Annotated in this window: 24 protein-coding genes; 16 read left to right on the top strand and 8 right to left on the bottom strand. The window is 73.2% G+C overall.

All coding sequences use genetic code 11. From position 1 onward, the window contains the following. Window positions 1-89 precede the first annotated feature (89 nt). The 6 genes from RH861_RS05030 (at window position 90) to RH861_RS05005 (ending at window position 4,233) form a co-directional block, all read left to right on the top strand. Window positions 90-527 (top strand): GNAT family N-acetyltransferase, encoded by a 438-nt coding sequence (locus RH861_RS05030; RefSeq protein WP_310520043.1) that lies wholly within the window; start codon window positions 90-92, stop codon window positions 525-527. Between the two features lie 31 nt (window positions 528-558). Next, window positions 559-888: a TfoX/Sxy family protein gene (locus RH861_RS05025; protein WP_310520041.1), complete on the top strand. Its 330-nt coding sequence runs from the start codon at window positions 559-561 to the stop codon at window positions 886-888. 76 nt (window positions 889-964) lie between these two features. Next, window positions 965-1,375 carry a hypothetical protein gene (locus tag RH861_RS05020; protein WP_067946357.1) on the top strand — a complete coding sequence of 137 codons (411 nt, stop codon included), beginning with the start codon at window positions 965-967 and terminating at the stop codon, window positions 1,373-1,375. 40 nt (window positions 1,376-1,415) lie between these two features. Next, window positions 1,416-2,309: a 3-methyladenine DNA glycosylase gene (locus tag RH861_RS05015; RefSeq protein ID WP_310520040.1), complete on the top strand. Its 894-nt coding sequence runs from the start codon at window positions 1,416-1,418 to the stop codon at window positions 2,307-2,309. Between the two features lie 125 nt (window positions 2,310-2,434). Beyond that, window positions 2,435-3,223: a VOC family protein gene (locus tag RH861_RS05010; protein ID WP_310520039.1), complete on the top strand. Its 789-nt coding sequence runs from the start codon at window positions 2,435-2,437 to the stop codon at window positions 3,221-3,223. A 65-nt stretch (window positions 3,224-3,288) separates the two neighbouring features. Then, window positions 3,289-4,233, top strand: a complete 945-nt coding sequence (locus RH861_RS05005; RefSeq protein WP_310520038.1) for a hypothetical protein — start codon at window positions 3,289-3,291, stop codon at window positions 4,231-4,233. A gap of 35 nt (window positions 4,234-4,268) precedes the next feature. Here RH861_RS05005 and RH861_RS05000 read toward each other — a convergent pair whose 3' ends face one another. Beyond that, complete coding sequence (locus RH861_RS05000; RefSeq protein ID WP_310520037.1) at window positions 4,269-4,853, bottom strand: helix-turn-helix domain-containing protein; 585 nt, start codon at window positions 4,851-4,853, stop codon at window positions 4,269-4,271. A gap of 68 nt (window positions 4,854-4,921) precedes the next feature. Between RH861_RS05000 and RH861_RS04995 the strand changes: the two genes are divergently transcribed. Beyond that, a complete protein-coding gene (locus RH861_RS04995; RefSeq protein WP_310520036.1) occupies window positions 4,922-5,896 on the top strand; it encodes an NAD(P)/FAD-dependent oxidoreductase in 975 nt (324 codons plus the stop codon). Window positions 5,897-5,946: 50 nt separating this feature from the next. Here the strand turns inward: RH861_RS04995 and RH861_RS04990 are convergent, their stop codons facing one another. The 3 genes from RH861_RS04990 to RH861_RS04980 form a co-directional block, all read right to left on the bottom strand. Further along, window positions 5,947-6,999: an alpha/beta hydrolase gene (locus RH861_RS04990; RefSeq protein ID WP_310520035.1), complete on the bottom strand. Its 1,053-nt coding sequence runs from the start codon at window positions 6,997-6,999 to the stop codon at window positions 5,947-5,949. Between the two features lie 90 nt (window positions 7,000-7,089). Beyond that, on the bottom strand, window positions 7,090-7,515 hold the full coding sequence (locus tag RH861_RS04985) for a hypothetical protein (protein WP_310520034.1): 426 nt from the start codon (window positions 7,513-7,515) through the stop codon (window positions 7,090-7,092). Next, window positions 7,512-8,396, bottom strand: coding sequence for a DNA-formamidopyrimidine glycosylase family protein (locus RH861_RS04980; RefSeq protein ID WP_310520033.1), 885 nt, complete (start codon window positions 8,394-8,396; stop codon window positions 7,512-7,514). Before RH861_RS04980 ends, RH861_RS04985 begins: the two co-directional genes overlap by 4 nt. 158 nt (window positions 8,397-8,554) lie before the next feature. Between RH861_RS04980 and putP the strand changes: the two genes are divergently transcribed. The 8 genes from putP (at window position 8,555) to RH861_RS04940 (ending at window position 15,998) form a co-directional block, all read left to right on the top strand. Then, window positions 8,555-10,072, top strand: a complete 1,518-nt coding sequence (gene putP, locus RH861_RS04975; RefSeq protein WP_310520032.1) for a sodium/proline symporter PutP — start codon at window positions 8,555-8,557, stop codon at window positions 10,070-10,072. 100 nt (window positions 10,073-10,172) lie between these two features. Continuing rightward, entirely contained in the window at window positions 10,173-10,769 is a 597-nt protein-coding gene (locus RH861_RS04970; protein WP_310520031.1) for a TetR/AcrR family transcriptional regulator, read from the top strand. Further along, window positions 10,766-11,962 (top strand): glycosyltransferase, encoded by a 1,197-nt coding sequence (locus RH861_RS04965; RefSeq protein ID WP_310520030.1) that lies wholly within the window; start codon window positions 10,766-10,768, stop codon window positions 11,960-11,962. Before RH861_RS04970 ends, RH861_RS04965 begins: the two co-directional genes overlap by 4 nt. Before the next feature lie 91 nt (window positions 11,963-12,053). Next, window positions 12,054-12,458 carry a YybH family protein gene (locus tag RH861_RS04960; protein ID WP_310520029.1) on the top strand — a complete coding sequence of 135 codons (405 nt, stop codon included), beginning with the start codon at window positions 12,054-12,056 and terminating at the stop codon, window positions 12,456-12,458. Window positions 12,459-12,534: 76 nt separating this feature from the next. Next, on the top strand, window positions 12,535-13,110 hold the full coding sequence (locus RH861_RS04955) for a flavodoxin domain-containing protein (protein ID WP_310520028.1): 576 nt from the start codon (window positions 12,535-12,537) through the stop codon (window positions 13,108-13,110). 311 nt (window positions 13,111-13,421) lie between these two features. Next, window positions 13,422-14,162, top strand: a complete 741-nt coding sequence (locus tag RH861_RS04950) for a DUF2306 domain-containing protein (RefSeq protein ID WP_310520027.1) — start codon at window positions 13,422-13,424, stop codon at window positions 14,160-14,162. 4 nt (window positions 14,163-14,166) lie between these two features. After that, a complete protein-coding gene (locus RH861_RS04945) occupies window positions 14,167-15,312 on the top strand; it encodes a sensor histidine kinase (RefSeq protein ID WP_310520026.1) in 1,146 nt (381 codons plus the stop codon). Continuing rightward, window positions 15,309-15,998, top strand: a complete 690-nt coding sequence (locus tag RH861_RS04940) for a response regulator (RefSeq protein ID WP_310520025.1) — start codon at window positions 15,309-15,311, stop codon at window positions 15,996-15,998. Before RH861_RS04945 ends, RH861_RS04940 begins: the two co-directional genes overlap by 4 nt. Before the next feature lie 99 nt (window positions 15,999-16,097). Here the strand turns inward: RH861_RS04940 and RH861_RS04935 are convergent, their stop codons facing one another. Next, window positions 16,098-17,009 carry a hypothetical protein gene (locus tag RH861_RS04935; RefSeq protein ID WP_310520024.1) on the bottom strand — a complete coding sequence of 304 codons (912 nt, stop codon included), beginning with the start codon at window positions 17,007-17,009 and terminating at the stop codon, window positions 16,098-16,100. 111 nt (window positions 17,010-17,120) lie between these two features. Beyond that, on the bottom strand, window positions 17,121-18,038 hold the full coding sequence (locus RH861_RS04930) for an oxidoreductase (RefSeq protein WP_310520023.1): 918 nt from the start codon (window positions 18,036-18,038) through the stop codon (window positions 17,121-17,123). Between the two features lie 91 nt (window positions 18,039-18,129). Here RH861_RS04930 and RH861_RS04925 point away from each other — a divergent pair, with 91 nt between their 5' ends. Next, the gene (locus RH861_RS04925) at window positions 18,130-18,672 is read left to right on the top strand and encodes a TetR/AcrR family transcriptional regulator (RefSeq protein ID WP_310520022.1); all 543 of its coding nucleotides are present in this window, start codon (window positions 18,130-18,132) and stop codon (window positions 18,670-18,672) included. An 81-nt stretch (window positions 18,673-18,753) separates the two neighbouring features. Here RH861_RS04925 and RH861_RS04920 read toward each other — a convergent pair whose 3' ends face one another. Together RH861_RS04920 and RH861_RS04915 are read right to left on the bottom strand one after the other, a co-directional pair. After that, the gene (locus tag RH861_RS04920) at window positions 18,754-19,566 is read right to left on the bottom strand and encodes a helix-turn-helix transcriptional regulator (protein ID WP_248597721.1); all 813 of its coding nucleotides are present in this window, start codon (window positions 19,564-19,566) and stop codon (window positions 18,754-18,756) included. A gap of 197 nt (window positions 19,567-19,763) precedes the next feature. After that, window positions 19,764-23,711, bottom strand: coding sequence for a hypothetical protein (locus RH861_RS04915; RefSeq protein WP_310520021.1), 3,948 nt, complete (start codon window positions 23,709-23,711; stop codon window positions 19,764-19,766). Window positions 23,712-23,877: the final 166 nt, after the last annotated feature.

The following is a 23,877-nucleotide window of genomic DNA, read 5'->3' as shown; positions in this document are numbered from 1 at the left end:
CGTGGAGCAGTTCGCGTCATCTCACCGCCGAGGGGGCGGGGCGGGCCGGGGACAGGGGCGGGCGGGGCGGGGGCTGGCAGAATCGGCGGATGGCCCGTGGCATCCGCTTCTCGTCAGATCCCGCCGAACTCGATCGGCCGCGCGTGCACGCCTGGCTGTCGGAGGACGCGTACTGGGCGCTCGGCCGGCCCCGCGAGGTGCAGGATGCCGCGATCGAGGGCTCGCGCAACTACGGCGCGTACGACGAGGCGACGGGTGCCCAGCTCGGATACGCCCGCGTGGTGACCGACGGCGTCACGTTCGCGTGGCTGTGCGACGTCATCGTCGGCCCCGACGCGCGCGGCCGCGGCGTGGGGGTCGGCCTCGTGGAGTTCGTGCTCGCCGACCTCGACCCGCTGGGGCTGAAGCGCATCGCCCTCGCGACCGGCGACGCGCACGGGCTGTACGAGCGGTTCGGGTTCGAGCCGCTGTCGAACCCCGAGCAGTGGATGGTGCGCGGCGTGAACGCGGTCGAACGCACGCCCTGAGCGTGTCGGTGGGCGGGCGTACGCTCGGCCCATGGCGAAGCCCCATCCCGACCGGGAACGCGCCCTCGAGCGGCTGACCGAGGTCGCCGCCGTGCTCGAGCGAGCGGATGTCACGATGCGGCGCATGTTCGGCTCCGAGGGGCTCGCGGTGCGCGGCAAGCTCTTCGCGTTCGCGTCGACCGCCGGCGACCTCGTCGTGAAGCTGCCCGAGCAGCGCATCGGCGAGCTCGGCCTCGACCCGATGGTCATGCGCGGCCGCCCGATGCGCGAGTGGGCCGTGGTGCCGTACGACGCGGGCGAGGAACGCTGGCGCACCATCGCCGGCGAGGCGTACGCGTTCGTCGACTCCATCAGTCCGTGACGGACGGGCCGGCGACGACCGGCCGGGCACGGCCGCCGGGCTTGCCGCGCGCGCGAGCCGGTGCCACCATGTGCGCATGATGCGGATCGTGGGGGCGATCGGCGTGGCGCAGCTGGTGCTCGGCATCCTCGGGCTGCGCAAGGCCTATCGCGAGGGGCTGCCCGGCGATGTCCCGGGCGTGCGGATCAGGTCGGTCGACGAGATGCGGCGGCGCCACTGGATCGAGGGCACATCGCTCTCGGCGCCGACCGCGATGCTCGCCGTGCAGGGCGCCGCGAGCGTGGCACTGCTCGTCGCGCCGAAGCCGCCGGTGCTCGCGGCACGCGTGCTCGGCGTCCTGGGCGCGATCATGTCGATCGGGTACCCGATCGAGCGGGTCTGGCGCGAGTCGCTCGTCACGCCCGACCGGGAGACCACCCCGCTCACCGTGGGCGGGTTCCTCCTCGCGCTGAAGCTCGCGGTCCTCGGCTGGTCCGTGGGCCGGTGACGGCCGGGCCGCTCCCGGGTCGACCGCCTATCCTCGTCGGGTGACCACGCCAGCACAGCCGACCGCGCTCCGCGCAGCCGTCGCGGTACTCGAGGCCGACGAGTGGCTGGCGCGCGAGCAGGCGCACGCCGACCGCGCCGACGCGCTCACGGCGGCCCACCGCGAGCGGCGCCTCCGCGGCGAGGCCCACCCGATCGAGGACTTCCTCTTCACGTACTACTCCTACTCCCACGGCCTGCTGCGCCGGTGGCATCCGGGTGCGGGGGTCGAGCTGGCGGATGCCGCGGGCTCGCCGCGCGCCGAGTGGCGATGGTACGCCCCGGGTGCGGCATCCGGCAGCCTCGTCGTCGACCATGCGGCGATGCGGCGCGAGAAGGGCGCGATGCTCGGCGTCGTCGAGCGCATCCTGCGGCGCACCGCCGCCCGGCCGGCCCAGTTCGGCTGCTTCGGCCTGCACGAGTGGGCGATGGTGTACCGGCAGGGCGAGCACCGGCATCCGGTGCCGCTGCGGCTCGGGCAGGCGGGCACCGACGACGTGGTCGAGGCGCACGACATCCGCTGCACCCATTTCGACGCGTTCCGGTTCTTCACGCCGGATGCCGTGCCCCGCAACCGCTTCGCACCGACTCGCGAGACGCAGCCCGAGCTCGAGCAGCCCGGCTGCCTGCACGCCAACATGGACGTGTACAAGTGGGCGGTGAAGCTCGGCCCGCTCGCGCCGGGCGAGGTGCTGCTCGACGCGTTCGAGCTCGCACGCGACATCCGTCACCTCGACATGCAGGCGTCGCCGTACGACATGGCACCCTGGGGCGGCGAGGCCGTGCGCATCGAGACGCCCGAGGGCAAGGCCGAGTACGTGCGGCGGCACCGCGGCTTCGCCGAACGGGCGAACGCCCTGCGGGCCCGGCTGCTCGACGCACTGCCGACCGCGTGATCCGAGCGCGCCGGGTCTGGGCGAACGGATGCCGCGGTGCTAGCCTCGCGATCAGCACGCCCGTCGCCTCGCGGCGGGCGTGAATCGGCCGTCGGCCGTCCGCTCCGATCGACACGGGAGGCTCCATGCCCGGATCCGAAGACCTCGTCGCCGGCTCGCCGGCCTGGGTGGACGTGAGCACCACCGACCTCGACGCGACGATCGCGTTCTACGGCGAGCTGTTCGGGTGGGAGGCGGAGCGCGGCGACGAGGAGCGGTACGGCGGGTACGTGACGTTCCGCCGTGACGGCAAGCGCGTCGCGGGCGCGGCTCGCCGCCAGGACACCGATCCGGCGCCGCCGCACTGGACGGTCTACCTGCTGACGTACAACGCCGCCGCGACGACCCGCACGATCGGCGAGGCCGGCGGCACCGTGCTCTTCGAGCCCCTGGACATCCCCGACATGGGCGTCATGGGCCTCGCGATCGACGCGACCGGCGCGGTCGTCGGCTACTGGCAGCCGGGCAACATGGCGGGCTTCGAGTCGTTCGGCGAGGATGACACGGCCGTGTGGTTCGAGCTCGCCGCGAGCGACTTCGACGCGGCCGAGCGGTTCTACGGCCATGCGTTCCACTGGGAGGTGGAGCACGGCGACGGACAGCCGCGTTCCGCGGTCTACCGCCACGGCGGACGCAACTACGCCGGCATCCTGGACGCGGGCAACCTGCTCGACGAGGACCTGCCGCCCGCGTGGAGCGTCGCGTTCGGCGTCGCCGACGTCGAGGCCGCGGTCGAGCGGGCGGTGGCGGCGGGCGCCACGCTCGTGGTGCCGCCGTGGGACCTGCCGTCCGGCCGCCGCGCGGGCCTGATCGACCCGACCGGCGCGTACTTCGTGATCGCGTCGCGCATCGCCGCCGCCCCGGCGGCCGAGTAGGCGACGGGCGCCCGGACCGGGACGCCCGAGTTGAGGATCCGCGAACCATCGCGCATGCTCGATCAATGCGCCCTACCGCACGCCACACCTCGCTGCGACGTCTCCGGATCCCACTCGCAGCCGCCGTCGCGGCGCTCGCGCTGGCGGGCCTCGGCGCGTGCACACCGGGTGGCACCGACCCGGCGCCGGCCACGCCGATGACCGACGTCGAGCGGGAGGAGGCGCTGCGCGACGGGATCGAAGAGCTCGACGGCGTGGCATCCGTCGACATCGGCGGCATGGAGCCGCGCGACGAGAACCCGCGCTACACGACCGTGACCGTCGACGGCGAGGCGGACCCCGAGACGGTGCTCGCGGCATCCGACGGCGTCGCCGACCTCGCGCGCGACCTCGAGTGGGAGGACCCGATCACGATGCGCGCCGAGCCGCCCGGCGGTCCGACCGGCGACGAGGGCGCCGCGGCGGGCACCGCCTGGAGCGCCGACCCGTGGTGGTCGCTCGAGGTGCAGCCCGCGACGGATGCCGCGGCGACCCGCGCGACGCTCGCGGCCCTGCTCGAGGCGGCCGAGGTCGACGGCGTCGTCGGGCTGTCGGTCGTGGACGGCTGGCCGTTCGCGGCGCTGCTCGAACCCGACCGCGTGGAGGAGCGGTTCGCCGCCCTGCGGGAGACGGCGCTGTTCGAGCGGGGCGGCACGTTCTCGGTGCGGTCGGAGCAGCCGTGGCTGAAGTTCACCCACGTCGAGGGTGCGACCTCGCCGCGCCTCATCGAGGAGCTGGTCGCGATCACGCGCGACCACCCGAACTCCGAGGTGCTGCTCGAGGGGCCGCGGTATCCGAAGGTCTACATCGCCCGCGTCACCGTCGCGGAGGCGGAGGCCATCGCCGCCCGGCTCGCCGATCCGGCGCTGCGTGACGGCACGGACGCGCAGGCGGGTGCCGTCCCGTGGCAGATCACGTCGCCCGAGGGCGACGGCACCGGCTACTGGGAGGGCGAGGTCGGCGTGGGCTGACGGGTCGCGGCCGCCGGCCGGCCGCCCGGCCGCGGTCAGCCCCCCGCACCGCGCACGTGCGCGCGCTCGCCCTGCGGACTCAGCAGGTTCAGGATCTCGGCGGGCTCGAGCGACGCGCTCGCCATGCCGTGCGGCGTGCGCGTGTCGAACTCGGCCGCCTCGCCGCGCTCGAGCACGAGCTCGTCGTCGCCGAGGGCGAGGCGGATGCGTCCGCTCAGCACGTACACCCAGTCGTAGCCGTCGTGGACGCTCTGCGCGACGGGCTCGTCGGGCGAGTGACCGGGCAGCACCATCTTGAACGCCACCACGTCGGGGTTGCTGCGGGTGAGCGGGATGATCGCCTTGCCGTCCCGGTAGAACGGCTTGGGGTGGATGCGCGGGTCCGCGATCTGCGGCGCGCCGACGAGGTCGTCGAGGCTCGCGCGATAGACGGCGGCGAGTCGGATGAGCAGGTCGAGCGTCGGTCGCCGACCTCCCGATTCGAGCCGGGACAGGGTGCTGACCGAGATGCCGGTCTGCTCCGAGAGCTCGCCGAGCGTGAGCCCGCGTCGGGTGCGCAGCGCGCGAAGGCGCGGCGCCACCCCGTCGAGCATGCGCCCCAGGTCGTCCGCGTCGGTCATGCGCCCTCCCTTTGCCACTCCGGCAAACCATCTTGCCATTGCGGCGAGAACCGGCGCACCATCGAGCCATGCAGCACACCACCTGGGACGTCCTCATCATCGGCGGCGGCAGCGCCGGACTCAGCGCCGCGCTCATGCTCGGCCGCTCGCGTCGCCGCGTGCTCGTGGTCGACGAGGGCCGGCCGCGCAGCCGGTTCGCCGGCCACATGCACGGCGTGCTCGGCCGCGACCACACCTCGCCGATCGACCTGCTCGCCGCGGGCCGCGCCGAGCTCGCGCGGTACGACGGCGTCGAGATCCGCGAGGGCGTCGTCACGGCCGCCGCCGCACAGGGCGACGGCTTCACGATCGCACTCGGCGACGGCTCGGAGCACGTCGCACGCCGGCTGCTCGTCGCGAGCGGCCTCCGCGACGAGCTGCCCGAGATCCCGGGGCTGGCCGAGCAGTGGGGTCGCGGCGCGTTCCTCTGCCCGTACTGCGACGGGTGGGAGGCGCGCGACCGCCGCGTGGTGGTGCTCGCGACCAGCGAAGCCAACGTGCACCAGGCGCAGCTCATGCGGCAGCTCACCTCCGACGTCGTGTTCCTCGGCCACGGCGTCCAGCTCTCGGATGCCGCACGCGCGGGCCTCGACGCCCGTGGCATCCCGATCGACACGCGGCGGGTCGTGGCCGTGGTCGCCGACGGCGACGGTCGCCTGAGCGGCATCCGCCTGGAGGACGGCGCCGAACTGGCCGCCGACGTGATCTTCGTCGGGCCGCGGCCCGTGCCGAACGACGACGTGCTGCGCGCCCTCGGTGCCGAGCTCGCCGACCACCCGCCGGTCGGGCGCTTCGCGACGGTGGACCCGATGGGCCGCACGAGCGTGCCGGGCCTGTGGGCCGCCGGCAACGTCGTCGACGGCCGCTCGTCGGTGTCGTACGCGATGTCGGCGGGCAGCATGGCGGGCGCGGCGATCAACGCCGACCTCGTCGAGGAGGAGGTCCGTGACGCGGTGCGGGCGGCGTCGGCTGCCGCCGGAGCCCCCGAGCCGGCGACCGCGTAGCGCGCGGCGGCCGCGTCGCCCGGGCAGGCTACGTCAGGCGCACGAGCCGACTACGTCAGTTGCTCGGCGAGGAACGCCCGCACCTGGTCGAACGCCGTGTCGCCCTCGGGGTGCACGCCGGGAAAGAAGTAGAACCCGTGCGGCATCCCCTCGGGCCAGTACCCGACCGCCGCGACGCCGTGCCCGTCGAGCAGGTCGACGAACGCCTTCGCCGAGTCGACGATCGGGTCGTGCGTGCCCGCCGCGAGGAAGGCCGGCGGGTACGTCGACAGGTCGCCGTAGATGGGGCTCGCCAGCGGCTCGGTCCACGGGGTGGTCGGCAGGTAGGCGCTGCGGATGAACCCGAAGAAGGGGCTGTCGTAGACGATCCCCCGCGGGGCGAGCCTCTGGAACGAGTCCCACCGCTCCTGCACGAAGTCGACGAACGCTCCGAGCATCACGACCGCGGCGGGTGCCGGGAGGTCGTGGTGCGCCGCGTACAGGGGCAGGGCGGCGGCGAAGTTCGAGCCGGCGGAGTCGCCCGCGACGGCGATGCGGTCGGCCCGTCCGCCGAGGCGGGCGGCATCCGTCGTCAGCCAGCGGTACACGTCGAGCACGTCGTCGAGCGGCGTCGGGAACGGGTACTCGGGCGCCAGGCGGTAGTCGGCCGAGACCACGAGCGCCCCGTTGTCGTGCGCGAGCCTGCGCGTGAGGTAGTCGGTGTCGTCCGACGAGCCGACGGTGAACCCGCCGCCGTGGAAGTACAGGATGACCGGGAGTTCCGCCGCGGCATCCGCCGACTGGGGCCGGTACACCTGCGCCCTGGCGACGCCGTCGCGCACCGGCAGGTAGACGACCGTGACGTCGACGTCGGGCACCGCCTCGGCGCCGGTCGGCGGCACGAGCGCCGGGTCGGGCTTGGGGTGGTTCGCGCCGATGTAGCCCGTGCGCACGGGCTCGATCATCATGTCGCGCAGCGCGACCGGCTGCCGGTTGTTCGCGATCACCCGGTACGACGGCATCGCCGGATCGTTCGGGTCGATGTAACTGAGCCCGTCGATGGCCTCGACGACGGTGACGTCGTGCGCGCCGTCGGGCACGCTCAGCAGGGTCGGATCGATCACGGCTCCCCCTCCGGCCGTCGGCGGTCGTCTCGGATCGAGCCTAGGGTCGACGGATGCCGCGGCGACAGGGTCCACGCCGAGTCGGCGGGCTCACCGGCCGATGAGGTCGTTCAGCCAGCCCGGCCCGGCCGTCGCGACGGGTTCGGGCAGCCGTGCGCGGAGTCCTCGGTCGGCGGTGACGACGAGCACCCGCTCCCCTGCGCTCGATGCCGCGACGGCGACCTCGACGATCGTGGTGTCGCCGTCGGCGGGAGCGGCGACCACGTCGATGCCGGCCGGCGCCGCGGCATCCGTCGCCCGCCCCTCGACGACCGCGACGACCCGCGCGATCTCGACCCGCTCGCCCTCGACGTCGAGCTCGCGCCCGACGAGCGGCGCGATCCGCTGCAGCAGCGTCGTCGCCGCGGCGGCCCGGTCGCGCCACCAGCCGTCGGGCCGCGACCCCATGACGTTCGCGACGTCGACCACGAGCGTGAGGGGCCGAGCGGATGCCTCGCGGCCGACCACCCGGCTCACTCGCCCTTGAGCGGCAGCAGCTCGCCGCCGGTCTGGCAGTCGGGGCAGTACTGGGCGGTCGTGCTCGCGAAGCTGAAGTCGCGGATCGTGCCGCCGCACCCGGGGCACGGCTCGCCGGTGCGCCCGTGCACGCGCATCGCGGCGACCTTCGCGGCCTTCTGCTCGGCGATCGGGATGCCGCGGCGGGCCTCGATCGCCGAGCGGATGACGCCGACCGTCGCCTCGTACAGCCGGTCGAGCTCGTCGGCGGCGAGGGTCGACGCGTGCGCGACCGGCGAGATGCGCGCCGCGAAGAGGATCTCGTCGGAGTAGGCGTTGCCGATGCCCGCGAGCGACTCCTGCTCTTGCAGGACGGCCTTCACCTGCTTGCGGCGACCCACGAACGCGCGGTCGAAGTCCGCCCGGGCGAACGCGGGGTCGGCGGGGTCGGGGCCGAGCTTCGCGATCGCGGGCACCTCGGCGGGGTCGTCGACGACCCAGGCGCCGAGCGACACCCAGTCGCCGGCATCCGTGAGCTCGAGGGTCGAGCCGTCGTCGAACGCGAGGGCGGCGAGCGTGGGCGGGGGCGCGACGTCGGCAGCGGGGTCGGCATCCGCAGCGTCGGCCGTGCCGGCGGCATCCGTCTCGCCCTCGACCGCCCAGCGCGCCCACCCGTGCCGGCCGAGCGAGACCACGAGGTGCGCACCGCTCGCGGCCTCGAGGTCGATGAGCTTGCCGTGCCGCGTGATGCCCGCGACCCGGTCGCCGACGAGCGTCTCGAGCGGCCGCGCCCGCGTCTTGGTCACCCGGAACTCGACCACGTCGACCTCGGCGAGCGCCCGCCCGGACAACCGCCAATCGAGCTCGTCGGCGAGCGCCTGCACCTCCGGTGACTCGGGCATGCGGCCAGCATGGCACGACCCGCCGACGCCGTCACGGGCCGCACCGTCCGTCCCCCGGGTTCTTCGGCGGGCGGACCGAGCGAGTAGGGTGGCCGTGCTCCATGCCCACCCCGCCCGTGGCGGAGAGCCGCCCGGGCGACGACCCCCGAAGGACGGCGATGTCCGACCAGGCATTCCTCTACATCGCCCTCGGCGCGTACTTCGTCGGCATGATCGCGATCGGCGTGTTCGCCGCGCGACGCACGAAGGACCACGAGGACTACATGCTCGCGGGACGCAAGCTCCCGCCGTGGGCCGCAGCGCTCTCCGCGGGCGCGTCCGACATGTCGGGCTGGCTCGTCATGGGCCTGCCCGGGGCGATCTACGCCGCCGGCCTCATCGAAGCGTGGATCGCGATCGGCCTGACCATCGGCGCCTACCTCAACTGGCGGCTCGTGGCGCCGCGCCTGCGCGCGTACACCGAGGTGAGCAACAACTCGATCACGGTGCCGAGCTTCTTCGAGAACCGGCTGAAGGACCGGACGCGCCTGCTGCGGATCATCTCCGCCGTGATCATCCTCGTCTTCTTCACGCTCTACATCTCGGCGGGCATGGTCGCGGGCGGCGTCTTCTTCGAGAGCGCCTTCGGCGGCGAGTACCTCGTGGGCATGCTGCTCGTCTCCGCAGTCACGCTGTCGTACACCCTCTTCGGCGGGTTCCTCGGGGCGTCGCTGACGGATGTCGCGCAGGGCCTGCTCATGATGACCGCCCTCATCCTCGTGCCGATCGTCGCGATCGCGAACGTGGGCGGGTTCGGCGAGGTCGGCGCCGCCATCGCGGCGGCATCACCCGACGCGGTGTCGCTCACGGGCGGCGAGGGGCTGACCGGACTCACGCTGATCGCGATCATCTCGGCGATGGCGTGGGGGCTCGGCTACTTCGGCCAGCCGCACATCCTCGTGCGCTTCATGGCGCTGCCGAGTGCGCAGGCGGCGACCCCCGCCCGGCGCATCGGCATGACCTGGATGGTGCTCTCGATGGCCGGCGCGGTGCTCGCGGGCCTCGTCGGCATCGCCTTCTTCGACCAGAACGGCGGCCTCGACAACCCGGAGACGGTCGTGCTGCAGATGTCGCAGGTGCTGCTGCACCCGATCATCGCGGGCCTCGTGCTCGCGGCGGTGCTCGCGGCGATCATGAGCACCATCTCGAGCCAACTCGTGGTGTGCTCGTCGGCGCTCGTCGAGGACCTCTACCGGGTCGTGCGCAAGACCCCGCCCGGCGGCCGCTCGCTCGTCGTGCTCGGTCGCGCGTGCGTGCTCATCGTCGCCGTCGTGGCGGCGGTGCTCGCGATCACGCCGAACGACACGATCCTCGGTCTCGTCGGGTTCGCCTGGGCGGGCTTCGGTGCCTCGTTCGGCCCGCTGATCCTGCTCAGCCTGTTCTGGCGTCGCCTCTCGGCGTGGGGCGCGCTCGCCGGCATGGTCACCGGCGCCGTGGTCGTCTTCACCTGGCCGCTGCTCGGCACGCCCGTGTACGAGCTGCTCCCCGGCTTCGTGCTCGCGCTGATCGTCTCGGTCGTCGTCAGCCTCGTCACCTACCGCGAGGACGACGAGATCCAGCAGGAGTTCACCGACACGACGACGATGACCGTCGCGGTGCAGAAGGGCGAGGAGCCGGAGCCGACGCGCACGTCCTGACCCGCGGCTGCCCCGCGGCCCCGCGGCACCGCGAGGGTCGAGCGTCTCTTCGCCGCGGGCTGGACGCTGTGCCAGAATGCTGTACATACGTACAGCCTCGGTGGAAGATCGCGACCTCACGGCGCGCGCGCGCATCGTCGGCAGTGCACTCGAGCGATTCGCCGCGCACGGCTACGAGGCGGCGACCATGCGCGACATCGCGGCCGGCGCGGGCGTGAGCACGGCCCTCGTCACGCATCACTTCGGCACGAAGCAGGCCCTCCGTGCCGAGTGCGACGCGCGGGTCGTCCGGTTCATCGTCGAGAAGCAGCGCGTCGAGAGGGCCGCGTCCGACGTGCTCGGCGACGTGCTCGGCACCTTCGGGCCGTACCTCGCGCGCATGCTGGGCGAGGGCGGCGAGGCATCCGACGCGCTGTTCGAACGTCTGCTCGAGGTGTCGCGCGCGATGATCGCCGACGGTTCGGCGAGCGGATGGCTCCGCGCCTCGCGCGACCCGGAGGCGCAGGCCGCCGCACTCGTGCTGCTCGGGGTCGCCCCCTTCCTCATGCTCGATCGGCTCGCCGCCTGGGCGGGCGGCGACGCCGAGACCGGCCTGCGTCGGGTCGCGGTGCCGCTGGCCGAGCTCTACACCCATGGGCTCACGACCGACGACCGGCTCCTCGCCGCCGCCGGGCTGGCCCCGGAGGAGGCACGATGAGGATCCTGCTGGTGACCGCCGGCTCACGCGGCGACGTCGAACCCTTCGCGGCCCTCGCGCGCCGAGCCGTGGGCGCGGGTCACGAGGTGCGCCTGGCCCTCCCCGACCGCTCCGGCGTCGACCTCGACGGGCTCGACGTGCGCAGCCTCGGCGTCGACTTCTCCGCGATGATCGAGTCGCAGGGCGTGTCGCCGCTCGCGGCCATGCGGAACCTCCGCGAGGTGGTCCGGCCGGTCATGCGCGGGGTCATCGTGAACGCGGCGCACGCGGCCCGCGAGTTCCGGCCCGACGTCCTCGTGTGGCATCCGAAGGTGCTGTCGGCGCCGCTCATCGCGGATGCGCTCGGCATCCCGCACGCGGCCGTGGAGATGGTCCCGGTGATGACGCCGACGCGCGAGTTCCCCGCCGCGGGGACCGTCACGCGGAGCCTCGGCCCGCTGAACCCGCTGACGTACCGGATGGCGGGCGCGGCCGGCGCCATGTTCCGCGGCGAGGTCGCCGAGGCGGCATCCGTCATGGGCGTCGCGCCCCCACGGCGATCGTCGCCGCCGTCGGCGACGCTGCTGCCGATCAGTCCCGCGATCCTGCCGGCCCCGTCCGACTGGCCCGACACGACGGTGCTCACCGGCCCCTGGCGCTCGACGTCGACGGATGCCGCAGCACCCGACCCGGCGGTCGAGGCGTTCCTGGGGGCCGGCCCCGTCGCGTACGCCGGATTCGGCTCGATGGCCGCCGGCGACCCGGCCGAGCGCGGTCGGGCCCTCGTCGAGGCGGCGCGGTCGCGCGGGCTGCGGCTCCTCGTCGCGACGGGGCTCGGCGGCATCGCCGTGCCCGACGGCCTCCGTGGCGACGACGTGCTCGTGACGCGCTCGGTCGACCACGCGGCCGTACTCCCGCGCGCCGCCGTCGCGGTGCACCACGGCGGCATCGGCACCGTCCAGGCTGCGATGGGCGCGGGAACGGTCTCGGTGATCGTGCCCTTCATCGCCGACCAGCCGTTCTGGGGTGCGCAGCTGGACCGCCGGGGCCTCGGCCCGGCGCCGATCCCGCAGCGGCGCCTGACGGCCGAGCGGCTGGCGTCGGCGCTGGCCGAGGCATCCGCCCACGAGGCATCCGTCGCATCCGTCGCCGAGCGGATGTCGCACGAGGACGGCACGGGCGCGGCGCTCGCGGTGCTCGAGCGCGTCACCTGAGCCGACCGGTCGCCGCAGGGAACCCGTCCGAACCGAGCGGATGCGGCATCCGCCCTCGCGCCGGGGTGCCGGTCAGGAGCATGCTGGACCCATGAACGACCGCGAGGAGTTCCTGAACTGGGTCTACACATCGCTCGCGCAGGCCGAACGGGCGATGTTCGACGGTGACGCCGGCCCCCGGCGTGAGATCTGGTCGCGCGAGGAGCCGGTCACCGTGCTGGGGGCGTGGCGCACCGCGTCGAACCGCCAGGAACTGGTCGAGGTGTTCGACGTGCTCGCGTCGAGCTTCTCGAACTGCACGGCGTACGCGCTCGAGCTCATCTCGTGGGACGTGCGCGGCGATCTCGCGTACACGCTCGGCTACGAGCGCGTCACGACGACGATGGACGGCAGACCGCGCGAGTTCTCGCTGCGTGCGACGCAGATCTACCGCCGAGAACTCGACGGGTGGAGGGTCGTGCACCGGCACGCCGACGCGACGTCGACGGGCCCCTGACGAGGGTGGATCGATCGGTCCGGCCCGAGTGACCTTGGTCACCGACGCCTCCGGCCGTGCGGCGTAGCGTGCCCCATTGGAACGCACGAACCGCGACGAAGGAGGGATCGCGATGAAGGTGCTCGTCGCGTACGCCAGCAAGTACGGCGCCACCGAGGGGATCGCGCGGCGCATCGGGGAGACGCTCACCGGACACGGCCTCGAGGTCGACGTCATGAGGTGCACGGACCTGGACGCGGCATCCGGGTACGACGCCTACCTGGTCGGATCGGCCACCTACGCGTTCAACTGGCGCAAGGCGGCCAGGAAGTTCGTCGAACGCAACGCCGACGTGCTCGCCGCGAAGCCGACGTGGCTGTTCTCGAGCGGCCCGCTCGGCACCGAAACGGTCGACAACGAGGGCAACGACGTGCTCGAGGGCGCGAAGCCCAAGCAGTTCGAGGAGTACGAGAAGCTCATCCATCCGCGCGGCATGCAGGTGTTCCGCGGTGCGTACGACCACGACAAGATCCGCGGCGCCGACCGGATGATCGTGTGGATGCCCGCGATCCGCGACCTCATGCCCGAGGGCGACTTCCGCGAGTGGGACGCCATCGACGCGTGGGCGTCGTCGATCGCGGCCGAGCTGCAGGCGGCATCCGCTCGCCCCTGACGCCGCGCGGGTCGCACGGGGTGTCACCTGACGGACACGATGGCGTGATCCTGCCTCGCCGGGCAGGTGTCCCGTTCCGGCGAGACGGTTTCGCGCCGGCTCCGCCGGTACTTCGGTACTTCGGTACCGGATCTCGCGGACGGATCATGCGTGCCGATGCATCGAGTCCCGCCGCGCAATTCCGGGAGCGGCGTCGCGGTCGCGATGACCGGCGGAACCGGCGAGAGGTCGGCGCGCATCGGCCGATCGGCTGAGGAAGCTCGGGCCGGGCGGCCGATGTGGGCGGCCCCGCCCGGCGCGACCATCGAGGCATGACGCAGACCTCACCGCCCGCACCCCGCACCGGCCGCCGCCCGCGCCCCCAGTGGCTCGCGCCGGCCGGGCTCATCGCGCTCAGCCTCGTGCCGATGGCCGCCGGCGCGTTCCGCCTCACCGAGCTCGCGAGCGGCGCGGCCGTCACGCCCGAGAACGCGCGGTTCTTCGACTCCCCCGTGCCGGTGGTCGTGCACATCGTCGGTTCGGTCGTGTTCCTCGTGCTGGGGGCGCTGCAGTTCGCGCCGGCGCTGCGCCGTCGGCGCTGGCACCGGTACGCCGGGCGCGTCCTGGTGCCGGCCGGCGTGCTGTCCGCCCTGTCGGGCATGTGGATGGCGGTCGCCTACGACCTCCCCGAGCCCAGCGGCACGGCGCTGCTCGTGATGCGGCTCGGATTCGGCACCGCCATGGCGGCCGGCATCGTCGTGGCGTTGCTCGCGATCCGTCGGGGCGACGTGCGCACGCACAGCGCGTGGATGACGCGCGCCTACGCGATCGGGCTCGGCGCCGGCACGCAGGTGTTCACGTTCCTGCCGTGGACGCTCGTCTTCGGCCCCCCGAGCGAGCCGGTGCACGCGGTGCTCATGGCCGCCGGCTGGGTCATCAACCTCGCGGTCGCGGAGGTCGTGATCCGGCGGCGGGCGGGCCGCGGCATCCGTCGTGCCCCCGTCGCTCGCACGGCGGCCATCGACGAACGCGATGACGCCCGGTCGGCGGCCGCGCGTGCGCACCTATCATGAGGCCATGACGAGCCCGGTGCGCGCACTCTGGTCGGCGCCGCCCGCGCAGCCGCCCGCGCCCCGCCGGGTGTGGCGCGACTGGGTGCTCGTCGCGGCGCTGCCGCTGCTCATCGTGATCGAGGCGGCGGCGCGTCCGGATGTGCCGTGGCGCTGGGCGTGGGCGGCCGTGCTCGTCGTGCTCGTGCCGACGCTGCTCTGGCGTCGCATCCGCCCGTTCACGATGCTCGCGATCGCCTTCGCAGTCGGAACGGCCGTCGGCCTCGCGACCGGCGGCGACCCGCAGCTGATCACGACGGCGTACTTCCTCGTGCTCGTCTACGCGGTGATGCGATGGGGGTCGGGCCGGGCGATGGTCGGCGGAGCGGCGCTCGTCCTGGCCGGGATCGTGATTCCCGCCCTGTTCGCCCCGCCCCCGCTCGCCGATCTCATCGGGGCCCTCGCGGTGGTCGTGACCACGTCCACGCTCGGCATCGCCTTCCGATGGCGGGCCGGCGCCCGCGAGCGCGAGCTCGAGGGCGTGCGACTGCTCGAGCGCGAGCAACTCGCACGCGACCTGCACGATACGGTCGCACACCACGTCTCTGCGATCGCGATCCAGGCGCAGGCCGGCACGGCCGTCGCGCCGCACGACCCGGCGGCGGCCGCCGAGGTCCTGCGCGTGATCGAGGGCGAGGCGTCCCGAACCCTCGACGAGATGCGCGCGATGGTCCGGGTGCTGCGACGAGCGGATGCCGCGGAGCTGGCGCCCGCCCAGGGCATCGCCGACATCCGGCGGCTCGCCCAGCCGGCGGCGCCCGACCCCGGCAGCCCGGTCGTCGACGTGCGCGTCGACGACGAGCCTGCCGCGGCGGCGCTGCCGCCCGCGGTCGGCGCTGCGGTGTTCCGCATCGCGCAGGAGGCGGTGACGAACGCCCGCCGGCACGCGCGCGATGCGACGCACGTCGACGTGCACGTGCGGGTCGAGGCCGCGGGCGTGCGGCTCGAGGTGCGCGACGACGGCGAGCCCGCGGCATCCGCTGCACCGGGGTTCGGCATCACCGGGATGGCGGAGCGGGCGGCACTGCTCGGCGGCACCTGCCAGGCCGGGCCGGCACCGGGCGGAGGGTGGCTCGTGAGCGCCGTGCTGCCGAAGGCCGGGTGGTCGGCGTGAGCGTGCGCGTGCTGATCGCCGACGACCAGGACCTCGTGCGGACCGGGCTGCGGATGATCCTCGACGCGCAGCCCGACATCGAGGTGGTCGGTGAGGCGTGTGACGGCGCCGAGGCGGTGGCGATGGCCCGTGAGCTGCGGCCGGACGTGTGCCTGTTCGACATCCGGATGCCGGCGATGGACGGCCTGCAGGCGACGCGCGAACTGGCGGGTCCGGATGTCACCGATCCGCTGCCGGTGGTGGTGATCACGACGTTCGACCTCGACGAGTACGTCTACGCCGCACTGCGCTCGGGGGCGCGCGGGTTCCTGCTGAAGAACGCCGGCGCGACGATGCTGCGCGAGGCCGTGCACGCCGCGGCTCGCGGGGACGCGCTGATCGACCCGAACGTGACGGTGCGGCTCATCGAGGCGTTCGCGGGATCGGCGCCGGTCGCGGGGTCAGCGTCCGGGCCGGCGCCCGACAAGGGTCCGGCTGCGCCATCCGCCCCGCTCACCGACCGCGAGGAGGACGTGCTCGCCGCAGTCGCGCGTGGCCTGGGCAACGTCGAGATCGGCCGCGAGCTGCACGTGTCGCTCAGCACCGTGAAGACGCACATCGCGAGCATCATGGCGAAGATCGGCGCCCGCAACCGCGTCGAGCTCGCGATCTGGGCGCACGAGCGTGGGGCGCGCGGAGGCCGCTGACCCCTCTCGTGCACCGGGTGGGGACTCGACGGTGTGCCAAGGCCCGGTTGGTGCACGAGATCCCTCTCACTCGAAGGCCGCGAGGGTGCGGCCCTCCCGCTACCCGCCGATGCAGTTCGGGTCGCCCTCGCCGTAGCAGCTGGAGCCGCCGGGGCCGGGCGCGGGCTCCGGCGCGGGTCCGGGAAGGAACCGACCGGCGGGGACCTGCAGGACGAACGCGAGGATCAGCCCGACGACGCCGACGACGACCGACGTGACGACCAGCCAACGGCGTCGGCTCAGCACCGCGCTCACGACGGCGCCCGCGAACGCGACCACGGTGAGTCCCGCGGTGACGAGGTACCGGTCGCCCTGCTCGGGCGTGACGACGACCGGCGTCCCGCCGAGGGTGAAGTACGCCTCGATCGCCTGCCACGCGAGGATCAGCACCAGCAGTCCGCCCAGGGCGAGCAGCCCGCCGGCCACGGGTGCCGCCCAGCGACGCGCCCCGGCGACGGGCGCGGTGCCGGCCGCCGCGGCGACGGCGACGCCGAGCGCGACGACCACGGTGAGGATGCCCGCATCGAACCACGAGACGCCGTTGCCGAGCAGGCCGATCAGGCCGGACTGCGGCAGCATCGGCAGGGCGCGCACGGTGCCGACGAGCAGCACGGCGACGGGGGCGGCGATCACGACCAGCGCCATCCGCCCGGGCCGCGGCATCGACCGCAGCCCGAACTGCACGGCGGCGGCGAGCGCGACCCACACCAGCAGGTTGGGGTCGACCACCATCGCGACGAACGGCAGCAGCATGCCGAGCGGGTCGCTGCCGGGGCCGGACGTCGACAGCACGATGAGCACCAGCCCCACGATGCGCAGTGCCACGACGGATACCACGAGCACGACGGTCTCGAGGAGGCGGGTCCGCACGTCGAAGACGGGTGCGGGCGGTGCGGTCGCGGCGTCGGGCTCGGCATCGGGCTCGGCATCGGGCTCGGCGGGGGCGTCGGATCCGTAGGGTGCTCCGGTCATCCGCCCAGCATCCCCGTCGGCGGAGCCGGCACGCGTCAGGGGTGGCCCTGAGGCGTGGCGGCGCCGGGCGGGCAGCGCCGGGGGCGACCGCGTTCGGTCAGGCGGCGGCGGTCAGGCGGCGGCGCGGTCCGGGTCGGCCTCGCGTCGGGCTCCGGGCGCAGCCGCGGGCCGCTCGGCGGCACGCTGCTCGGCGAGCTCGGCCGTGGTCGGCGCGAACACGCTGCGGATCACGAGGTCGAAGACGCGGTCGGGCAGCACGCGCCGCAGGCCGACGATGAACTTCGCGCTCACCGGCGTCGCGTAGCGGGTGCGGGGCCGGCGGGCGGTCGCGGCCTTCGCGATGGTCGCGGCGACGACGTGCGGTTCGGATGCCGTGGAGGAGGCATCCGCGGCCTCGAGGGCGCGCACGAGCGCGCGGGCCTGGGCGGCGTACGCGGTGTCGCCCGAGCGCTCGATGGCGCTGCGGCGCGAGATGCCGTTCCATTCGGTGCGGATGGCGCCCGGCTGGATGACCACGACGCGGATGCCGTGCGGCTCGAGCTCGACGCGGAGCGAGTCGCTGAGCCCCTCGACGGCGAACTTGGTGGCGTGGTACCAGCTGCCGAGCGGCTCGTAGATGCGCCCGCCGATGGAGGAGATGTTGACGATCGTCCCGGAGCGGCGAGCGCGCATGCCGGGCAGCACGAGCTGGGTGATGCGCGCGAGGCCGAACACGTTGACCTCGAACTGGCGGCGGGCCTCCTCGATGGGCACGTCTTCGAGGGCGCCGTACGAGCCGTAGCCGGCGTTGTTGACGAGCACGTCGATGCGGCCCTCGTCGGCCATGATGCGGTCGACCGCGGCGCTGACGGATGCGTCATCCGTCACGTCCATCGCGATGGCGTGGCCGCCGGCGTCGACGATGGTCGACATGCGGTCGACGCGTCGCGCAGCACCGTAGACGGTGAAGCCGCGGCGCAGCAGTTCGAGGGCGGTCTGCTCGCCGATGCCCGACGAGGCACCGGTCACCAGGGCGACGTGACGTTCCATGAGGATGTTCCTAACCGTTTGGTTACTTGCGATGGAACGAGTGTCGCATGCCTCGGACAAGAATGCAACTAACTGGTTATATACTGACACCATGGCCCGCAACGCTGAGCAGACCCGCGCCCGCATCCTCGAGGCGGCGACCGCCGAGTTCTCGGCGCGCGGCATCGCCGGCGCCCGGGTCGATCGCATCGCCCACGCGGCCGCGTGCAACAAGGCGCTGCTCTACTCGTACTTCGGCAACAAGGAGCAGCTCTTCGACGCCGTGTTCGCCGCACTCGTGGCCCGGCTCGTCGCAGCACACCCCATCGATGCAGAGCACCTCGACGAGTACGCCGCCGCCCTCGTCGACTCGTACGTCGCGAACCCCGAGCTCGTCCGCCTCGCCCTGTGGGACCGCCTCGAGCGCGGCGGTGCGGGCATGCGCTCCCCCGAGTTGCTGGCGACGGATGCCGCGAAGGTGGCCGCCATCGCGGACGCCCAGGCGTCGGGCGCCGTGTCGACGCGGTTCTCCCCCGCCGAGGCGCTCGCGATCGTCACGGTCCTGACATCTATCCTCCCGCTCGTGCTCGGCGACGCACCCGCGGCCCGGGTGCGCGACGTGGTCACGACCGCGGTCGCGCGACTGCTCGGCTGACCGCGCCCGGCGGCGCCCGCGCCACCCCCTGCCGCGTGCCGCACGTCGCCCCTCGAGCGACCGCTCATGGCGATGCGGCCGTCAGTTCGCGACGGCCTCGAGCGGCGCCACAGGCGCCGCCGCGTTGCCGGCGGCCCGCCACCGCACCGCGATGAGCGTGCGGCTGTCGCACTGCAGCGCGGCGAACAGGTCGCCGACGTGCTTGCGCACCGTCCGCTCGGTGAGGCCCAGGCGTGCGCCGATCTGGGCGTTCGTCAGGCCCAGCTCGACGAGCGCCGCGACCTGGCGCTGGCGCGGTGTGAGTCGGGCCGGCGCGGCATCCGATCGCGATGCCGATGTCGACGACCCGTCGGCTGCCGCACTCGCCCTCGCCTGCAACGACGCGATCGCCGCGCGGTACACGAAGGCCGCGGCGAGCGCGGTGCGGAACTGCTCGAGGTCGGCGAGTTCGGCGTCGGTGAAGTCGGACTGATCGCGCCAGAGCGAGAGCAGCACCATCCGCTGCGGCGAGCGTTCGAGCGGAAGCCCGACCTGGTATCGCGACCCTCGCGGGTGCAGCAGCCGACGGTAGACCTCGCTCTGCTCGAACCGGCGCAGGTCGACGACATCGGTGAGCCGGGAAGCGTGCGGCGGACCGGTCACGACGTGGAGGAAGTAGGGGTGCGTGCCGATGAGCCGTCGCCATTCGGCGGACTCGGCGGTGGTGATCGGCGGGGCACCCCTGAGCGCGACTTCGGCGTCGACGTCGCTGCCGAGCGACATCATCGAGACGCTGAGCACGGCCGCGCCGATGTGACGGTCGAGCAGCGCGAGGGCGTCGGGCATGATCTCCACGCCCTCGGCGGCCGCGCGAGCGAGGCTGATGACGTCGGATTCGAAGCGGCCCCCCACCATGAGCAGATTCTGCACCCGATCCGGCACGTCCACCCTCAGGGATGGCACTGAGTGCGGTCGTGTCGGGCATGGCGGCGCGTGCGCCGTCGCGCCGCAGACGACGCCCAGGCCGCCGCCGATCCGTCGCCGACGCTGGAGACGGATGCCATCGTGCGCCGGCACGGCCGGGGAATCAGGCGGCAGTGGGGGACAACGCATCACCGCGGGTCGAGCACCGGAGCGAGGTTCATGACGTGGATCGTCCCGCTGCCTCCATCGATGTGCGTGCGATCGACGGAGAGCTGTCCTGCCTCGATCTGCTGGAAGTCGGATCGATCCCACTGGGTGAGGATCTGCGTGCGGGCCGGCTCGTCTCCCTGTGCGATCGAGCGGAGACTCGTCGCCGTGAGCGCGACGCGGAACGTTCCACTGCGCGAGTCGGCGTGCGTCCTGGACGAGGACCACTCCAGGCTGAGGCCGGTCCCCGGCACGGCAAAGCTCGCGCCGAGGCTGCTCGCCACCTCGACCTCCTTCCCGTGGACCACCGCCGTGAACTCGGAGCGGTGCAGATGCGATGCCGACGGTCCCTCGCCCTCCAGCCAGGATCGGTACTCGTACTGCGCCTCGAACTTCAGCGTCCGCCCCCAGACCGGCGTGATCTCGAGTACGCGCCAGCTCGAACGCAGGGGGAACAGGACTCCACTGGGCGTCGTCGCCAGCGCGAGTCGCCATTGGAGACGGCCGATGAACCGCGGTCCGGTGTCGGAACTGGCGTAGAGGTCCGTGGCCGCGCCGACCGCCTTCACCGTTGCGGCCCACGGTTCGTCCGTGCCGGGGTGCTCCCCCGGGTCGCCGCGGGGCGTGGTCTGCGTGGGAACGGTCCGGGGGCGTGGCCGGTGCGTCGATCGCCGACGCGGGCGGGCGTCGCTCGCGGAGCCGGCCGGCGCAGGTGCCGCCCCGGAGGCGGAGGGGATCGCGCTGGAGTCGCTGGGCGTGGTCGACGGCGACCCCCCGCCCGTCGAACCGGTCGCGCCGCCGGAGCCGCCATCTGAGTTCGGAGCGGCGGACCCCGCCGTTCCGGTACCGGAGCCTGCCGAGCCGGAGTCGCTCGTCCCGGTGCCCCGCGTCAGGATCCGCTCGGCGATACGACCGGCCGTGGGCCCGTCGACGAGTCCCGACCGTCGGGCCTGCTCGAGCGTGGCGATGTCGCGCTGCGTCGCCTCGGCCTGATGGCGCTGCGTCTGCGCTTCGGTGTACTTCGAGAACGCGGTCGTGGCGTTCTCCCCCGCCTTCTCGCCGAGCGCCTGAGCGGTCTGCACCGCCTGGCGCAGGGCGTCGATGCTGTTCTGGGTCACGCGATCCACGGCCGTGACGTCGCGGAACGCGTCTCCACGCGCGATCGCTGCCAGCGCTGGTGCGAGGCCGCTCGGATCCGGCGCCGCCGAGGGCTGCTGCATCGAGATCAGCGATGGGCCGGCCGGGGTGATGTCGAGGTGCATGTCGCTCGCGCGCGAGTCCAGGCTGACTGGCTGCAGCTCGCTCGGCAGGTCGAGGGGATGCTCGTCCCACTTCCAGAACCGACTGTCGTCGATCTTCTCGGCTGCTTCGCTCGTCCCGAGCACCGCCTCGGCGAACACGCCCCCGGTCGGGAGCGTCACGCGCTGCTCCGCGATCGCGACCCGGTATCGGTCGATGAGGTCGTTGCCGCCGATGCCGTCCATGTCGACGCCGGGAACCACGGGGAACACCATGCTGTTGCCGATGAACGCGACGGGCTCGGGGCGCACGACGCTGGCGAGGGAGCGCGACGTACTGCGGTCGCCCGGCATCAGCCGCTCGTCGAGCATCGCGAACAGCTCGTCGCGGTCGAAGCCGGCCCAGATCGCCTTGTGGAATCGGATCCGCTGCTGGTTGAGGTGCCCGAGCAGTTCGCGGACCGCCAGGGCGTCCTCCGCCTCCGTGGTGGGCGTCCGGGGGACGACGATCGGCGTCACCACGCGCGCGTTCCGCAACGCGGTCGTCCCGACACTTCGGGCGAGCGAGACCTCGCCGTCCTCACCGGCGCCGGACACTTCGAGCTCGGCGATCCGGAACGGCCCCGACGCGCTCGGCGCACGGTCGAGGAACCGGATCTCGAGCGACCGGATCCCGTTCACCGGGATCGCCGAGTCAGACATCGACTGGAACGCGAACAGCCAACGGCGGTCACCGAGGTGTTCGCTCGCCAGGTCCACGTCCATCGGAAGGGACCGTCGCCCATCGGTGAGCACCGCGCGAAGCTCGAGTCGAGCGTAGGGAGGCGTCTCCGCGTCATCCGGCTCCTGCTGGGGCTCGTCCTCGTCGGCCTCCTTCGGCGACGACGCGATCGTCGCCAGCTCGAATGAGCCCCGGATGACTCGGAGCGGTGCCGGCGGCGCGGGCGGGAGCAGCAGACGCCGGGCAGCATCGTAGCCGCCGCGGTACTGGGGGTCGGTGATGGGTTCCAACCTGGCCCGGTGGGCCAGGGCCGACTCGGCCGTGAACGGCACGGTGGGGAGCGGGACGAACAGGCAGGGAGTTACCTCGGCCACCTCGGTGCTGACGACGAGGTGACGGAGCACCTCGAAGTACAGGACGGTCATCGCGTGGTTGCGGTTGTGGTTCGCGATCACCTCGGTGACCGCCTGCGATCGTTCGGTCTGGCTCACGGTCCGCACGACCGTCGTCCGCTGCTCGCGCACTGCCGTAGCCGCCTGCGCCGTCCGATCGCGAAGTCCCTGCTGCATGCTCGCCGCCAGTGAGCGATACGAGTCCTGCTCGGCTGATGCGGTCGCATATCCGACGCCGATGCCGATGCCGCCCGATCCGGATGCGCCGGTTCCCCCGGGCGCCCCGGTCGCGCCGCCGCCGCCCGCAAGCCCGCCGCCGACCGAGAACGACGACGAGGTGCCGCTGAGCGTCTCCCTGAGCACCGAGTCGACGTCCTCGGTGACCGTCCGGCTCCGGTCGATCTCGGCGGTCAGCGTGTCGCGCGTCATCACGCTGTCGCTCTTGCTTCCCGTCTCGTCGCGCCGCCAGTCCACGACGGCGATGCTCTTCGCCTGGCCCGGCGCCAGCGCGAGGCTGTGCAGCAGCCGTCCGAAGGAGTAGCCGTCCGCACGCCAGCGCTGCACGAACCGGACCAGGTGCCCGCGGACGATGGTGCTCGACTCCTGTCTGCTGGCGGGATCGAACCAGCGGATGGGGTCGGCGCCGCGGACGGGGCGCCGACGGGCGACGGAGAGCGTGTCGAGCGCGATGTCGTACAGGTCGGACCGGTCGGTGAGCTCGCGAGCGAACAGTTCCTCGAACCGCTTCGCGGGCACCTTGAAGCGCGAGGTCGCCGCGGGTCTCGGAACGGCCGTCTCTCCTCGCAGCAGGCGCCTCACGTCGAGCTTCGAGGACGCGACGACCGGCTTCGCCGGCTCTGGCGGGAGGTGACTCGCCTGTCGGTCCGGGAGCGCGGCACCAGTGTCCGCCGCGGCCTCGAACGACCGGTCCTCGGAGTAGAGCTCGAGGTCCGCCGGTCGGAGCGGCGGTGAGATCGCCGGCTCCTCGAGTCGCACGACGACGAGGGCAGACGACTCCTGGACCGAACGATCGGGGGTGAACAACGGGGTGCCCGATGCGCCGAGGTCCTGGCTGAACTCGCCGGAGGTCACGAACGCCTGCTCGCTGGGCAGCCGGGGAGTCACGTCAATCGCGCCCGGTTCGAGGTTGGCGAGCACGACGTCGAAATCGCCGACGTGAGCCGGAACCTCGACCACGGTCGACTCGTCGAAGAGTCGTACCTCGACGAACAGGTCGGCGCGGGAGACGAGCAGTTCGAGCCTGCCGTGATCCTCCGTGACCCCCGCGACCGTGGTGCCCAGCACGCGGACCTCGGCGCCGCCGATCGGTCTGCCCTCCTCATCCTCGACGCGGACGACGAGCGGCTTCACCTCTGAGCCCGAGGCGACGGCGAGCGCCGCGGTGTCCACCGTGACGACGATCTCCTCCGCGAAGGCGAGATCGGGGCCGGCGGGCTTCAGATCGACGTCGATCGCCCGCCCGTCGAGCGCGCGCACCCGAACTGCCCGAACGGCCATGTCGTCCGAGAGCGGGATGTCGCGGCGCCCGCCCGAGGGGCCGAGATCGAGTGCATCCAACCTGCCTGACCCAGGGTTCGCCTTGGGTGAGCTCCCCTCCTCGATCACGAGGGTGACGGTCACCCGTCGAGCCAGCGGTTCTCCGCCTTGGTCGACGACGTTCAACTGGACGACACGCACGGCGCTCTCCCATCCCCCCAGGTGGCGCGATCACCGTACGATCGGC

The sequence above is a fragment of the Agromyces indicus genome (assembly GCF_031432295.1).
GTDB lineage: Bacteria > Actinomycetota > Actinomycetes > Actinomycetales > Microbacteriaceae > Agromyces > Agromyces indicus.
This window is presented reverse-complemented; position numbering and strand designations above follow the sequence as displayed.

What these genes read in the sequence shown, in the direction of transcription:
- RH861_RS05030 (WP_310520043.1), top strand. Translation starts at nt 90, where the DNA reads ATGGCCCGTGGCATCCGCTTCTCGTCAGATCCCGCCGAACTCGATCGG.
- RH861_RS05025 (WP_310520041.1), top strand. Translation starts at nt 559, where the DNA reads ATGGCGAAGCCCCATCCCGACCGGGAACGCGCCCTCGAGCGGCTGACC.
- RH861_RS05020 (WP_067946357.1), top strand. Translation starts at nt 965, where the DNA reads ATGATGCGGATCGTGGGGGCGATCGGCGTGGCGCAGCTGGTGCTCGGC.
- RH861_RS05010 (WP_310520039.1), top strand. Translation starts at nt 2,435, where the DNA reads ATGCCCGGATCCGAAGACCTCGTCGCCGGCTCGCCGGCCTGGGTGGAC.
- RH861_RS05005 (WP_310520038.1), top strand. Translation starts at nt 3,289, where the DNA reads ATGCGCCCTACCGCACGCCACACCTCGCTGCGACGTCTCCGGATCCCA.
- RH861_RS05000 (WP_310520037.1), bottom strand. Translation starts at nt 4,853, where the DNA reads ATGACCGACGCGGACGACCTGGGGCGCATGCTCGACGGGGTGGCGCCG.
- RH861_RS04995 (WP_310520036.1), top strand. Translation starts at nt 4,922, where the DNA reads ATGCAGCACACCACCTGGGACGTCCTCATCATCGGCGGCGGCAGCGCC.
- RH861_RS04980 (WP_310520033.1), bottom strand. Translation starts at nt 8,396, where the DNA reads ATGCCCGAGTCACCGGAGGTGCAGGCGCTCGCCGACGAGCTCGATTGG.
- putP (WP_310520032.1), top strand. Translation starts at nt 8,555, where the DNA reads ATGTCCGACCAGGCATTCCTCTACATCGCCCTCGGCGCGTACTTCGTC.
- RH861_RS04965 (WP_310520030.1), top strand. Translation starts at nt 10,766, where the DNA reads ATGAGGATCCTGCTGGTGACCGCCGGCTCACGCGGCGACGTCGAACCC.
- RH861_RS04960 (WP_310520029.1), top strand. Translation starts at nt 12,054, where the DNA reads ATGAACGACCGCGAGGAGTTCCTGAACTGGGTCTACACATCGCTCGCG.
- RH861_RS04950 (WP_310520027.1), top strand. Translation starts at nt 13,422, where the DNA reads ATGACGCAGACCTCACCGCCCGCACCCCGCACCGGCCGCCGCCCGCGC.
- RH861_RS04945 (WP_310520026.1), top strand. Translation starts at nt 14,167, where the DNA reads ATGACGAGCCCGGTGCGCGCACTCTGGTCGGCGCCGCCCGCGCAGCCG.
- RH861_RS04935 (WP_310520024.1), bottom strand. Translation starts at nt 17,009, where the DNA reads ATGACCGGAGCACCCTACGGATCCGACGCCCCCGCCGAGCCCGATGCC.
- RH861_RS04930 (WP_310520023.1), bottom strand. Translation starts at nt 18,038, where the DNA reads ATGGAACGTCACGTCGCCCTGGTGACCGGTGCCTCGTCGGGCATCGGC.
- RH861_RS04925 (WP_310520022.1), top strand. Translation starts at nt 18,130, where the DNA reads ATGGCCCGCAACGCTGAGCAGACCCGCGCCCGCATCCTCGAGGCGGCG.
- RH861_RS04920 (WP_248597721.1), bottom strand. Translation starts at nt 19,566, where the DNA reads ATGGTGGGGGGCCGCTTCGAATCCGACGTCATCAGCCTCGCTCGCGCG.